Below are 12,635 nucleotides of genomic sequence, written 5' to 3'. Positions count from 1 at the left end.
TTCGTTTTTACCTCACCTTGTTTTACCCTTTAAGCTGCTCCCATTCTTTTCTTAGGCGCTCAAGCTTTCGTTTGCTGCGTTCGATTTGGATGTCATCTTTTTGCTCGATGGCTTCATGAAGCGTAGAAAGCTCATAGTCCACCTCTAATCTCCACACAGCGATGCGATTCTTCTTCTCCTGTCTATACCCCTGCTTCACGATTTGCTTCATTTGGTCAACGCCCCTTCCAGAGAATGATTCATTCCTTGTCAGTTTTCATTGATAAAAAATTCAATCGATAAGAGAATTGGTTCTTGCTTATATCGTATGAAGCGATCGCATAACCGCAACGACATTCTGAAAATTGTGTTTTTACCTATTTGTTATGTACCACAAAATCGTTGTTTTTAAACGCTGCCCTTCTTCCTCTACAATCTTTGATCCGACGGTGCATCTTTTTTTGAGCTTAACCCAAGCTATGATAAAATATGATCAGCGAAAGAATACAGGAGGCATAATATGAGTGAAATGCGTTTTAGAGATGAAGATTTTGAGACATTTACAGTTGACGGTTTAGATGAACGAATGGTCGTATTAAAAGAAAGAGTCCGTCCAAAGCTTGAGGCGCTTGGTGAACACTTTGCACCACTTCTTTCTTCTATTACAGGAGACGAAATGTTTGTACACGTCGCAAAGCATGCTAGAAGATCAGTCAATCCGCCAAATGATACGTGGGTTGCTTTTGCAAACAGCAAGCGTGGGTATAAAAAACTCCCTCATTTTCAAATTGGGCTTTGGAAAACACATGTCTTTGTATGGTTTGCTCTTATTTATGAATCTCCTGTGAAAGGCGAATATGGTCAGCTATTTGAAAAAGAACTAGACACCATTCAGAAGAAAATACCACAAGATTTTGTTTGGTCTAAAGATCATATGAAACCAGATGTCATGCGTCACAGCGAGCTCGATGCAGAACAGTTGAAAACGCTGTTTGAGCGTGTCCAAACGGTGAAAAAAGCCGAGCTCCTTTGCGGCATTCAGTTGCCTAGAGAAGAAGTCGTTCAAATGAATAATGAAGAATTTTTATCAAAAATCGAAGATGCCTTCCGCACGTTGACTTATCTATACCGCTTTACACAAAAACAATCTGTATAAAAAAACGAGCCCATCTAGGCTCGTTTTTTCTTACATACGTATAATGGCGGACTCTACTGCCTCTCTTGCCGTTTTCACTGTACGATAAGGAGAATACCCGCTTTCCTTTTCAAACGCTGCACAATGCGTCTTTTCTTCTGCTTTTGATGGCACAATCTCTTTAAAGCGTTTATAAGTATCTAATAACTCCTGCTTCGCTATTCCTTTTTCATAGGCTTTTTCAACAGCTTGAAAAAACGAAATAACCGCAATCTTTTCCTCTGTCGTCCAGTCGACGTCCATTGGATATTGATATTCCATTTACTTGTCCCTCACTTTAACACTCATTTCTTATTTGAACTTTTATTATAGCATCTGTTCGATCAGAAACCGATTGATTTTATGCTTTACATTCCGATCAGTTCATAATATAATTCTTTTGTTTTATGCAATGAAATCTGTCGTTATTGGCACAATAATAGCAGGTATTTCGATGAAGGTGGGAAAGCAATTGTCACAACATGATACACCCTTATACACTGGACTAAAAAAACACGCAGCAACCAATCCAGTTCAATTTCACATTCCTGGCCATAAAAAAGGAGCCGGAATGGACCCTGAATTTAGAGCATTCATTGGCGACAATGCACTAAGCATTGATCTCATTAATATAGAACCTCTCGATGATTTACACTCACCTCGAGGAATGATAAAAGAAGCACAAGATTTAGCTGCTGAAGCCTTCGGTGCTGACCATACGTTTTTCTGTATTCAAGGAACAAGCGGCGCCATCATGACAATGGTGATGACCGTATGCGGACCTGGGGATAAAATCATCGTTCCGCGTAACGTCCATAAATCGATTATGTCCGCGATTGTATTTTCTGGCGCAGTTCCTGTTTTTATTCATCCAGAAATAGACAAAGAGCTTGGCATCTCTCACGGCATTACACCAGAATCAGCGAAAAAGGCACTCACGGAGCACCCAGATGCAAAAGGTCTGCTTGTGATTAATCCGACGTATTTTGGCGTTTCAGCAGACTTAAAATCGATTGTAGACATTGCCCATTCATTTCATGTGCCTGTCCTTGTCGATGAAGCACACGGCGTGCATATTCATTTTCACGATAAGCTCCCGCTATCTGCCATGCAGGCAGGTGCCGACATGGCAGCAACAAGTGTCCACAAACTCGGCGGTTCCCTGACCCAAAGCTCTATTTTAAATATGAAGGAAGGGCTTATCTCAAAAGATCGCGTGCAATCGATTTTGAGCATGCTGACAACAACGTCTACTTCTTACTTGCTCTTGGCGTCACTTGATGTCGCTCGAAAGCGATTAGCCACTGAAGGAAAGGCGCTAGCAGATGAAGCCATCCGTTTAGCTGAATCAGCGAGAAACCGTTTGAATCAAATTGATGGCATTACGTGTATTGGCAAGGAAATACTCAGTTCAGCTTCTACGTATGATTACGATCCAACAAAATTAATTATTTCAATTAAAGACCTTGGCCTCAATGGCCATGATGTCGAAAAATGGTTGAGAGAAAGCTACCGGATTGAAGTGGAGCTTTCTGACCTTTACAACATTTTATGTATTGTGACCCCTGGTGATACTGATGAAACAATCGATACGCTTATAACGGCTATGAAAGACATTGCCGCAACCTCTACAAGTGAGAGCGGCACACAACCGGTAACAGAAGTACTGCTGCCTGAGATTCCATCGCTTGCCATGACGCCGCGTGATGCCTTTTACTCCACAACTGAAGTGGTTCCGTTAAAAGAAGCAGCTGGCCGCATCATCGCAGAGTTTGTCATGGTGTACCCGCCAGGCATACCTATTTTTATACCAGGAGAGATTATCACAGAAGAAAATATCTCCTATATCTTTAAAAACATTGAAATTGGTCTCCCTGTCCAAGGACCAGAAGATTCAACGCTAGAAATGATCCGCGTGATTAAAGAGCAGAAAGCAATTTTATAAAAAAGAAACATGCAGCCCCAAATGGAGCTGCATGCTTTTTTATTTATTCAGAGGCTTCATCACAGCAATGACAGTGACCACACGTTCCGTATAGTGTTGTCACTTTTTCATTTTCAAATTGATCAATGGTCTCATTGCAATCTTGACAAATAATTGTACCCACGTACATTCCCCTTTTCTTCATTCAATATTTGAAAGCGTTTAATTTATTTCACACTTCTATAATATGATGTCACATTTAAGTTGTCAACGGTTAATTGTATGACACATTTAATTATTTTTTATGAATATATGCTATTTTCTCATCATATTGAGAGAACGTTTCAATTGTATTTTGCTTCATATCAATTCTGTAACAATTGAGTAACAATCGAAAATTGTCAAAAAGGACATGATACACTAGAGTGACTAACAGGTAACCAGCTCCTAAAAATGTTGGGACAACCCCAAAGGATTTTGAGGTGAATAGATTGAATTTTATGAGGACACTTCTCATTATATTCCCCATGCTCTTTGTACTTAGTTCATGCTCATTTGCGTATATCATACCGAATCAGACAGACCAAGTCAGTCATATTCAAAAACCAAGAATTCTCTTTTTTACAGATGCAGAAAATCTCGATAAAGAAAGTCCTTATTATGATGCAGTCCTCGATTTAAAGAATGAATACCCGAAGGAAATGTCAAAGATGATTGTGAAAGAAGATCGTAAAGGCTGGAAAAATGAAGTAGACGAATTACCGGCTATTTTACTTGTAAATAATGAAAAAGTCATTGTGAAGGTTGAAGGAAATGTCAGCAGCAAAGAGGATATTTTATCGCCTTTATGCCACGCCTTAGACCGCGTGAATACAAATTAATGGCTTCACCTTGCACTTATATATCCATATGAAAAAGCCCCTCATGAAATGAGGGGTTTTTCTCATGCAGCACTCAAAAAACCCTCTCCTTGTTGGAGAGGGTTTTTATAGGTTCATTATTTTACGATATGGATTGGGCTTCCAATTGCTACTTCAGCCGTTTCCATTGTAATTTCACCTAAAGTTGGGTGAGCGTGAATTGTCATTGCGATATCTTCAGCAGTCACTCCAGCTTCGATTGCAAGGCTAAGCTCTGAAATCATATCAGAAGCGCCAACACCTGCGATTTGTGCACCAATCACAAGACCATCCTCTTTACGAGTGATCATCTTCATGAAGCCATCAGTTGCGTCAAGAGAAAGTGCACGTCCGTTTGCTGCGAATGGGAATTTCGCTGCAACGATGTCGATTCCTTCTTCTTTTGCTTCTGCTTCAGTGTATCCAACAGTTGCAAGTTCTGGCTCAGAGAATACAACAGCAGGAATACCAAGGTAATCAATTTCAGCTGGCTCTCCAGCGATTGCTTCAGCTGCAATTTTACCTTCGTAAGAAGCTTTGTGTGCAAGTGGTGGTCCATCAACAATGTCACCAATTGCATAGATGTTAGATACGCTTGTACGGCATTGTTTGTCTGTTTTGACAACTCCGCGGTCAGTCAATTCAACACCAACTTGCTCAAGACCAAGCTCATCTGTGTTTGGACGACGACCAACTGTAACAAGTACGTAATCAGCATCAACTGTTTTTTCTTCACCTTTTACTTCGAAAGTAACAGTGACACCATCAGATTTTTCTTCAACGCCTTTTGCAAGAGCGTTTGTATGGATTTCAACGTTTCCTTTTTTCTTCAGGTTACGTTTAACCAATGAGCTCATTTGCTTTTCGAAACCTGGAAGGATTTCGTCTCCACCTTCAAGGATGACAACTTCTGTTCCAAAGTTTGCATAAGCAGTACCAAGCTCAGTACCGATATATCCACCACCGATAACAACTAACTTTTTAGGTACTTCTTTAAGCGCTAAAGCACCAGTTGAGTTGATCACGCGATCTGTGTATTTAAAAGTAGGCAATTCAATTGGACGAGATCCAGTTGCAAGAATTGCATTTTTGAAAGTGTAAGTCTGTGCTGAATTTTCATCCATTACACGTACAGAGTTACTGTCTACGAAATAAGCTTCACCTTTAACGATGTCTACTTTATTTCCTTTAAGAAGACCTTGAACTCCACCTGTTAATTTGTTTACAACAGAAGCTTTCCACTCTTGAACTTTTGTGAAATCAACTGTTACGTTTTCAGCTTTGATACCCATGTCTTCAGAATGCTTAGCATTTTCGAAACGATGGCCAGCATTGATTAATGCTTTTGAAGGAATACAACCAACGTTTAGACATACACCGCCAAGTGTTCCTTTTTCAACGATTGTTACTTTTTGTCCAAGCTGTGCAGCACGAATAGCAGCTACATATCCGCCAGGACCTGCACCGATGACAAGAGTATCTGTTTCGATTGGGAAATCTCCTACTACCATGACATTACGCCTCCATTAAAATTAATTGTGGATCATTCAATAAACGCTTGATGTGGTTAAGGGCATTTTGCGCAGTAGCTCCGTCGATCATACGGTGGTCAAAGCTTAGGGAAAGAGCTAAGACTGGAGCTGCAACGATTTCGCCATCACGAACAACCGCTTTTTCAGCGATACGGCCAATACCAAGGATCGCTACTTCTGGGTGGTTGATGACTGGAGTAAACCATTGTCCACCAGCAGAACCGATGTTTGTGATTGTGCAAGATGCACCTTTCATTTCAGCTGGAGCCAATTTACCATCACGTGCTTTTGTTGCAAGCTCGTTGATTTCGTTAGACACTTCAAAAATAGCTTTGCGATCTGCATTTTTCACAACTGGAACGAGCAGGCCTTTTTCAGTATCAGCTGCAATTCCGATGTTGTAGTAATGCTTTTGAACAACTTCATCTGTTTTATCATCGATAGAAGTGTTAAGTACTGGGTACTTTTTCAAAGCAGAAGTAAGAGCTTTTACAACGTAAGGCAAGTAAGTTAACTTGATTCCTTGATCAGCTGCAACTTGTTTGAATTGTTTACGATGTGCAACAAGGTTCGTTACATCAACTTCATCCATTAATGTTACGTGAGGAGCTGTATGCTTAGAGTTTACCATTGCTTTCGCGATCGCTTTGCGGATTCCGCTCATTTTCTCGCGAGTTTCTGGGAATTCCCCTTCAAGAACTGGAGCTGCTGCCGCTTTAGGAGCTGCTTCTTCTTTCGCACTTTCAGCTGCTTGAGGTGCTGCTTCTTGAGCTGCAGAACCACCATTAACGAAGCTGTCGATATCTTCTTTTAACACACGTCCGTTTTTACCAGAACCTGCAACTTTGTAAATTTCAATGCCTTTTTCGCGAGCATATTTACGTACAGATGGCATAGCGATAACGCGTTTGTTTGGATCAGCATCTACTTGCTCTTGTGCACCTGCACCAGTTGCTGCTGCCGCTTCTTCTTGTGCCACTTCTTTCTTCTCAGGCTCGTTACCAGCTTCAGCAGTACCTTGTACTTGAGCTTCAGTTTTTGCTTCGCCTTCTTCTTCGCTGCCTTTAAATTGAAGATTTTCGTAACCAGGTGCATCAAACGTAATGATTGTTTGTCCTACAGTTGCAACTGTTCCCTCTTCAACTTTTAATTCTAATACTTTTCCTTTAACAGGTGAAGGAATTTCTACAACTGCTTTATCGTTTTGTACCTCTGCTAAAACGTCATCTTCATTAATTTCGTCGTTTGGTTTTACAAACCACTTAACGATCTCACCTTCGTGGATACCTTCTCCGATGTCCGGAAGTTTAAATTCAAATGCCACTGTTTTTCGCCTCCTAGATTTTGTTGAACCCTTGTTGTGTATGTTTACACGGTCTTGTAATTGATAAAGGGGAAGAGAAATAAATTCTTTTCCCCTCAGTCATTTAATTAAAATTCAAGAACTTTCTTAGCTGTTTCAAGCACGTCTTTATGGTTTGGAAGCCATACAGTCTCAGCTTGAGAGAAAGCAAATACAGTATCAGGTGCAGCTACACGAAGTACTGGTGCTTCTAGGCTAAGGATTGCTCTGTCATTGATTTCAGCTACTACGTTTGCAGCAATACCAGCTTGTTTTTGTGCTTCTTGAACAACGATCGCACGACCTGTTTTTTCAACAGAAGCGATGATTGTTTCAATATCAAGCGGGCTTACTGTACGAAGGTCGATCACTTCAGCAGAAACGCCTTCTTTTTCAAGTTCTTCAGCAGCTTTAAGTGATTCGTGAACCATTGCACCGTAAGTGATGATTGAAAGGTCAGAACCTTCACGTTTCACGTCAGCTTTACCGATTTCAATTGTGTACTCTTCTTCAGGAACTTCCTGACGGAAAGAGCGATAAAGTTTCATATGCTCAAGGAATACAACCGGATCATTGTCGCGGATTGCAGAAATTAATAGTCCTTTTGCATCGTAAGGTGTTGAAGGAATGACCACCTTGATACCAGGCTGTTGTGCGATAAGACCTTCTAAGCTATCAGCGTGAAGCTCAGGTGTGTGAACTCCCCCGCCGAATGGAGAACGGATTGTCACTGGAGAATGCCAGCGTCCGCCAGAACGGTAACGCATACGAGCCATTTGTCCAGAAACAGAATCTAATACTTCGTAAACGAATCCGAAGAATTGAATTTCCATTACTGGGCGGAATTCTTGTAGTCCAAGGCCAATTGCAAGACCGCCAATACCAGATTCAGCAAGTGGTGTATCGAATACACGATCCTCACCAAACTCTTTTTGCAATCCTTCAGTCGCACGGAATACGCCGCCGTTTTTACCAACGTCTTCTCCGAAAACGAGAACGTTTTCGTCATTTTTCAGTTCTGTGCGTAACGCATCAGTGATCGCTTGAATCATTGTCATTTGCGCCATGGCTTACTTCGACTCCTTCTGTTTGTAAATTTCAAGCTGTTCAACTAAGTTGAATGGTTTCACATCGTACATGTTTTCAATCAAGTCAGTGACTTTTTGCTTAGGCTGTTCGTCAGCTTCTTTGATCGCTTGTTTGATTTGTTCTTTTGCATCTTCGATGACTTTATTCTCTTCTTCTTCAGACCATAGGCCTTTGTTTTCCAAGAATTTGCGGTAGCGTACCAATGGATCTTTTTGCTCCCACTCGTTTTCATCTTCTTTTGTACGATATCTTGTTGGATCGTCACCAGCCATTGTATGTGGGCCATAACGGAATGTAAGAGTTTCGATTAATGTTGGACCTTCGCCATTTACAGCACGCTCACGAGCTTCAGCAGTTGCTGCATATACAGCTAATGCATCCATACCGTCAACTTGTACGCCTACGATACCAGCTGCAGCCGCTTTTTGTGCAATTGTTTGCGCAGCAGATTGCTTCTCAACAGGAGTAGAGATCGCATATCTGTTGTTTTGGACAACAAAAATCGCTGGCGCTTTGTAAGCCCCTGCAAAGTTAATACCTTCGTAGAAATCACCTTGTGAAGCTCCGCCATCACCAGTGTAAGTGATTGCAACAGCATTTTTACCGCGCTTTTTCAAACCAAGAGCTACACCAGCAGCTTGAATGATTTGTGCACCGATAATGATTTGTGGTGAAAGTGCATTCAGATCTTCAGGCATTTGGTTACCAACAAAGTGTCCACGAGAGAACAAGAACGCTTTTGTTAATGGAAGGCCATGCCAGATTAATTGTGGTACATCACGATATCCTGGAAGAATGAAATCTTCTTTCTCAAGTGCAAAGTGAGTTGCAAGCTGAGAAGCCTCTTGTCCAGCTGTTGGCGCATAGAAGCCAAGACGTCCTTGACGGTTCAATGAAATTGAACGTTGATCTAATACTCGTGTAAACACCATACGGCGCATTAATTCTTTTAATTGGTCATCTGAGAGATCTGGCATTGCCGCTTCGTTTACGACTTCGCCTTTTTCGTTTAAAATTTGAAACGTTTCAAACTGCTTTTTGATGGCATCAAATTGCTTTTTGCTATCAACAATTGCTTTTTTTGTTTTTGCAGCCATTCTAAAGTCACCTCTTCCTTTCTTTTAACAGTCAATTTGTCGTGAATCCATTTATACATACAGATATAGGATAACCCAAAATACACATATGACTCCTGTATTTAATAGCCACTAGGATCGTTGTCGAAACATAAGATGATCGCTCGTTTTTGAGTTCTTCTAACTGTATTAACGATAGTTCACAAATAACTAATACAACTTCTGTTAACAAGGACTAGTTTACAACAAGAAAAATAGTCCGTCAATTGATTTAACGGCTTTATTTAAATAAATGTATTCGCTTTACTTTTTATGGTGAGCTGTATCAATCTGTTTAACAAACACATCGAACTGTACTAGTATAGTGTGTACTACTGTACTACAATAGAAAATGTTTGTTTTTGTCGAAAAATAAAAAAAGAGCTGTTTTTTCAGCTCTTTTTGGACTCTTGATCTGCCACTTTAGACAAAGCCTGTTTATGCTCATTCAATTGCTTTGTATATTGATTGAACTTTTTACCTTCTTTTCTGACTTTGCTATAAGAACGGTTCACAGTCTTCAGCTTGGATTTTAGCTCTTTATATCCTAAGTCCTTTTTCTTTAAAGATTGATATAAATGCTGATCTTGTTTCAACGCCTTTTGATATTCCTTGTAAAGCTGGTCATACGACGCATATCTTTTCTCAAGCGATTTGACCGTTTCATCTGCTTTTTCTTTTAAATTCGTATCTTGTATACGTCCCGCAGATTCCTTGACCGTTTTCAATTCTTTTTTCGATTCATCCATGCTGTCTTTTTCTGTTTTCAAATGTTCTTCTCGTTTCGCTGCAGATGCTAACGCCTGATCAGAAAGGCTTGACACTGTTTTAGTGTGATCCTTTGTGGTTTGAATCATTTTTTTATAGAGCTGCTGCTCTTTTTTCTCATAGCTTTGCAGTGTACCTTGCTCTTTTTCAAAAGATGCCTCTTTTTCGCTCATTTTCGTCATCGCATTCTGGATGTCATGAAATGGACTTTGACCTCCGCATCCCGCCAGCAAAAGGGTACATATCCCCGCTAAAGCAGCACCTGCTTTCATGCTTCTTCTTATTTCTTTCATCACAAGGTTCCCCCTTTACATCTCCACATACCACTATAATTTTTATAGGCGTTTGTGACAAGGAAAGAGGTCATTTTGATGAGCCGAAGAAGATTTTTTTCAAGTGATAGGCGCATGACTATACAAATAGTGCATTCATACATAGTTTATATTACACGCTTCGCCTTCACTTATGAAAGGCCGAGTGTATTTCCAAAGGAGGTCAAAAGTATGTCTAATTATAGTCATGGAAGTATGTATGGTGGATACGGCGGTTACGGGTATGGATACGGTGGTGGATATGGCGGTGGTTGTTGTTACCCAAGTTATGGAAGTGGCTGCGGATACGGCGGGGGACGGACATTCGCTTTAATCGTTGTCCTTTTCATCCTATTAATCATCGTTGGCGCAGCATTCTTAGGCGGCGGTGGCGGCTGCTGCTAATGGCTGTTTAAGCCTCTGACCGGTCTTATAGGACCGGTCTTCTTTATTTCATTGCATATGTTGTGTATCATTTTATATACTTTACATACAAAGGAAATAGGAGTGAAGATTTGTGATTACCATGGAAGATATCGTACGGGACGGACATCCCGTCTTAAGACAAACAGCTGAAGCGGTCGAGCTCCCGCCGACAGAAGAGGAAAAACAGCAATTAGCTGACATGATTGAATTCGTTAAAAATAGTCAGGATGCTGACATGGCTGAAAAGTATGGACTCAGACCCGGCGTTGGACTCGCGGCTCCGCAAATTAATGTCAGTAAACGAATGATCGCTGTTCACTGTGAGGATGAAGATGGAGTGGAATACAGCTATGCCCTTTTCAACCCGCGCATTGTCAGTCATTCCGTCAAAAGAGCTTATTTAACGACTGGTGAAGGCTGCTTATCTGTTGATGAAGCCATTCCTGGATTTGTCCCTCGATATCAAAAGATCAGGGTGAAGGGTACAACGCTTGAAGGAGAAGACATTGATATTCGCCTAAAAGGGTTTCCGGCCATTGTGTTTCAGCATGAAATCGACCATTTAAACGGCATTATGTTTTATGATCATATTCAAAAGGATCAGCCATTCGCTGAGCCTGACAACTCTGTTGCGATCGGCAGATCATAAAATAAAAAGAAGACCCAATAACCTAAGGGTCTTCTTTTTTTATTCTTCAATCAGGCCTAAATGAGTCACTGCATGGAATATGCCGTCTTCATCTACTGGCTTTGTCACAAAATCAGCCAAATCTTTTAGTTCATTCACAGCATTTCCCATGGCGACGCCTGTACCAGCAAACGAAATCATCTCTCGATCGTTCAGACCGTCTCCAAAGGCAACGGTATCCTTTTGCTCGTAAGGCAGTCTTTCGATAACTCGTTTAATGCCTTCAGCCTTTGATCCGCCTTTTGGCAAGACATCTGTTGACAGCTCGTGCCATCTGACAAGATCAATTTCTTCGCGGAACGCCTCGTATTGGACTTCCTCTTCTGCCTTACAGAATAACAGCATTTGAAAAATCTCGTTTTCTTTAAAGTAAGATAAATCATGTTCAGGATGCTCTGTTTTTAAAGTCCCAATCCCCTCATGGATAAACGGGTGATTTGGCACAGAAGCCTTCATCGTTTTTTCCCCCATGAAAACAAGCGGATGATCATGATGATCCGCTGTTTCATAAATTTGCTCCATTAGCTCCAGTTTAAGCGGATTGCCGTAAATGACTTCTCCCTCATACATGACATACTGACCGTTATAAGCAATAAAGGAGTCAAGCCCTAATTCCTCTAAAATAGGCTTAATTAAAAAAGGCGAACGCCCAGATGCAATGAAGAGATGATGGCCTTTTTCTTTTAATAAACGAACTGCTCTCTTCGTTGATTCAGGTATTTTTTTATCATGATCATATAAAGTACCGTCGATATCAAAGAAGATGACTTTTTTATTCATATCCCGTCTCCTGTCTCTTGTTATGTATACCCACTCCCTTTCATCATACAGAAAGATTTCTGCTTTCGAAACCAATTCCTATTAAAACGCCCATTTCCCACATATAACCATGTAACATTCAATGGAAACGTCATATAATACAAGTATAAAGAGAGAACGGAATACAAGGTCTAATCTAACTTCAATTCGAAAGGAGGCGACCTGCGATGCTTCGTCGTCTGCGCAAGAAAATTAGAAGACAATGGAAGGACATGCTTCGTAAAAAATCGATCGCTTAAAAGGATCTTCCGCACATTTGCTGAAGGTCCTTTTTTCTCAGAGACTTTTCTTATGCGCGTTTTTTTAATATAATAGAAATAGCGAGTGTAACATACGGTATTTAAGGAGAGATTTGGATGATATATAAGGTATTTTTTCAGGCAAGTACTACTGAGGTACCTGTAAGAGAACACACAGATTCACTATACGTTGAAGCAGTTTCTGAAAGAGACGTACGTGATAAGTTGAAAAAACATAGCTACAACATTGAATTCATTCAGCCTGTAGACGGTGCTTTTTTAGACTATGAACGAGAAAGTGAAAATTTTAAAGTATTGGAGCTATGAGAG

15 protein-coding genes are annotated in these 12,635 nt (G+C 40.6%); 6 read left to right on the top strand and 9 right to left on the bottom strand.

Annotated features, from left to right (window positions below; all coding sequences use genetic code 11):
- Positions 1–22: 22 nt before the first annotated feature.
- Positions 23–211: a hypothetical protein gene (locus CKW02_RS07170; protein ID WP_003211901.1), complete on the bottom strand. Its 189-nt coding sequence runs from the start codon at positions 209–211 to the stop codon at positions 23–25.
- 288 nt (positions 212–499) lie between these two features.
- Between CKW02_RS07170 and CKW02_RS07165 the strand changes: the two genes are divergently transcribed.
- Positions 500–1,135: a DUF1054 domain-containing protein gene (locus CKW02_RS07165; protein WP_003211740.1), complete on the top strand. Its 636-nt coding sequence runs from the start codon at positions 500–502 to the stop codon at positions 1,133–1,135.
- 30 nt (positions 1,136–1,165) lie between these two features.
- Here CKW02_RS07165 and CKW02_RS07160 read toward each other — a convergent pair whose 3' ends face one another.
- The gene (locus CKW02_RS07160; RefSeq protein ID WP_003211927.1) at positions 1,166–1,435 is read right to left on the bottom strand and encodes a UPF0223 family protein; all 270 of its coding nucleotides are present in this window, start codon (positions 1,433–1,435) and stop codon (positions 1,166–1,168) included.
- Positions 1,436–1,625: 190 nt separating this feature from the next.
- On the opposite strand from CKW02_RS07160, the gene CKW02_RS07155 reads away from it, so the two are divergent.
- Positions 1,626–3,098, top strand: a complete 1,473-nt coding sequence (locus CKW02_RS07155; RefSeq protein WP_095117937.1) for an aminotransferase class I/II-fold pyridoxal phosphate-dependent enzyme — start codon at positions 1,626–1,628, stop codon at positions 3,096–3,098.
- Positions 3,099–3,141: 43 nt separating this feature from the next.
- On the opposite strand, the gene CKW02_RS07150 is transcribed toward CKW02_RS07155, so the two are convergent.
- The gene (locus CKW02_RS07150) at positions 3,142–3,261 is read right to left on the bottom strand and encodes a GapA-binding peptide SR1P (RefSeq protein WP_003212464.1); all 120 of its coding nucleotides are present in this window, start codon (positions 3,259–3,261) and stop codon (positions 3,142–3,144) included.
- A 316-nt stretch (positions 3,262–3,577) separates the two neighbouring features.
- On the opposite strand from CKW02_RS07150, the gene CKW02_RS07140 reads away from it, so the two are divergent.
- A complete protein-coding gene (locus CKW02_RS07140) occupies positions 3,578–3,958 on the top strand; it encodes a hypothetical protein (RefSeq protein WP_223250645.1) in 381 nt (126 codons plus the stop codon).
- A 116-nt stretch (positions 3,959–4,074) separates the two neighbouring features.
- Here the strand turns inward: CKW02_RS07140 and lpdA are convergent, their stop codons facing one another.
- The 5 genes from lpdA to CKW02_RS07115 form a co-directional block, all read right to left on the bottom strand.
- On the bottom strand, positions 4,075–5,487 hold the full coding sequence (lpdA, locus tag CKW02_RS07135) for a dihydrolipoyl dehydrogenase (protein ID WP_003211097.1): 1,413 nt from the start codon (positions 5,485–5,487) through the stop codon (positions 4,075–4,077).
- Between the two features lie 4 nt (positions 5,488–5,491).
- The gene (locus CKW02_RS07130) at positions 5,492–6,832 is read right to left on the bottom strand and encodes a dihydrolipoamide acetyltransferase family protein (RefSeq protein WP_003211261.1); all 1,341 of its coding nucleotides are present in this window, start codon (positions 6,830–6,832) and stop codon (positions 5,492–5,494) included.
- Between the two features lie 107 nt (positions 6,833–6,939).
- On the bottom strand, positions 6,940–7,917 hold the full coding sequence (gene pdhB / locus CKW02_RS07125; RefSeq protein WP_003211433.1) for a pyruvate dehydrogenase complex E1 component subunit beta: 978 nt from the start codon (positions 7,915–7,917) through the stop codon (positions 6,940–6,942).
- A gap of 3 nt (positions 7,918–7,920) precedes the next feature.
- Complete coding sequence (gene pdhA / locus CKW02_RS07120) at positions 7,921–9,036, bottom strand: pyruvate dehydrogenase (acetyl-transferring) E1 component subunit alpha (RefSeq protein ID WP_003211678.1); 1,116 nt, start codon at positions 9,034–9,036, stop codon at positions 7,921–7,923.
- Between the two features lie 410 nt (positions 9,037–9,446).
- Positions 9,447–10,115, bottom strand: a complete 669-nt coding sequence (locus CKW02_RS07115) for a YkyA family protein (protein ID WP_003212388.1) — start codon at positions 10,113–10,115, stop codon at positions 9,447–9,449.
- A gap of 234 nt (positions 10,116–10,349) precedes the next feature.
- Between CKW02_RS07115 and CKW02_RS07110 the strand changes: the two genes are divergently transcribed.
- On the top strand, positions 10,350–10,538 hold the full coding sequence (locus CKW02_RS07110; RefSeq protein ID WP_034620045.1) for a YjcZ family sporulation protein: 189 nt from the start codon (positions 10,350–10,352) through the stop codon (positions 10,536–10,538).
- Positions 10,539–10,650: 112 nt separating this feature from the next.
- Positions 10,651–11,208, top strand: a complete 558-nt coding sequence (gene def / locus CKW02_RS07105; protein WP_003210923.1) for a peptide deformylase — start codon at positions 10,651–10,653, stop codon at positions 11,206–11,208.
- A 39-nt stretch (positions 11,209–11,247) separates the two neighbouring features.
- Here the strand turns inward: def and CKW02_RS07100 are convergent, their stop codons facing one another.
- Positions 11,248–12,027 carry a Cof-type HAD-IIB family hydrolase gene (locus tag CKW02_RS07100; protein WP_003211252.1) on the bottom strand — a complete coding sequence of 260 codons (780 nt, stop codon included), beginning with the start codon at positions 12,025–12,027 and terminating at the stop codon, positions 11,248–11,250.
- Between the two features lie 395 nt (positions 12,028–12,422).
- Here CKW02_RS07100 and CKW02_RS07095 point away from each other — a divergent pair, with 395 nt between their 5' ends.
- Complete coding sequence (locus CKW02_RS07095) at positions 12,423–12,632, top strand: DNA-dependent RNA polymerase subunit epsilon (RefSeq protein ID WP_003211882.1); 210 nt, start codon at positions 12,423–12,425, stop codon at positions 12,630–12,632.
- Positions 12,633–12,635 lie beyond the last annotated feature (3 nt).

The sequence above is a fragment of the Bacillus pumilus genome (assembly GCF_900186955.1).
Taxonomy (GTDB): domain Bacteria; phylum Bacillota; class Bacilli; order Bacillales; family Bacillaceae; genus Bacillus; species Bacillus pumilus.
The sequence above is the reverse complement of the archived record's forward strand: the minus strand, read 5'-3'. Positions and strand labels throughout refer to the sequence as shown.

Bases quoted from the DNA above. Each gene is read 5' to 3' on its own strand.
- CKW02_RS07170 (WP_003211901.1), bottom strand. From the start codon at position 211: ATGAAGCAAATCGTGAAGCAGGGGTATAGACAGGAGAAGAAGAATCGC.
- CKW02_RS07165 (WP_003211740.1), top strand. From the start codon at position 500: ATGAGTGAAATGCGTTTTAGAGATGAAGATTTTGAGACATTTACAGTT.
- CKW02_RS07160 (WP_003211927.1), bottom strand. From the start codon at position 1,435: ATGGAATATCAATATCCAATGGACGTCGACTGGACGACAGAGGAAAAG.
- CKW02_RS07140 (WP_223250645.1), top strand. From the start codon at position 3,578: ATGAGGACACTTCTCATTATATTCCCCATGCTCTTTGTACTTAGTTCA.
- lpdA (WP_003211097.1), bottom strand. From the start codon at position 5,487: ATGGTAGTAGGAGATTTCCCAATCGAAACAGATACTCTTGTCATCGGT.
- pdhB (WP_003211433.1), bottom strand. From the start codon at position 7,917: ATGGCGCAAATGACAATGATTCAAGCGATCACTGATGCGTTACGCACA.
- pdhA (WP_003211678.1), bottom strand. From the start codon at position 9,036: ATGGCTGCAAAAACAAAAAAAGCAATTGTTGATAGCAAAAAGCAATTT.
- CKW02_RS07115 (WP_003212388.1), bottom strand. From the start codon at position 10,115: ATGAAAGAAATAAGAAGAAGCATGAAAGCAGGTGCTGCTTTAGCGGGG.
- CKW02_RS07110 (WP_034620045.1), top strand. From the start codon at position 10,350: ATGTATGGTGGATACGGCGGTTACGGGTATGGATACGGTGGTGGATAT.
- CKW02_RS07100 (WP_003211252.1), bottom strand. From the start codon at position 12,027: ATGAATAAAAAAGTCATCTTCTTTGATATCGACGGTACTTTATATGAT.
- CKW02_RS07095 (WP_003211882.1), top strand. From the start codon at position 12,423: ATGATATATAAGGTATTTTTTCAGGCAAGTACTACTGAGGTACCTGTA.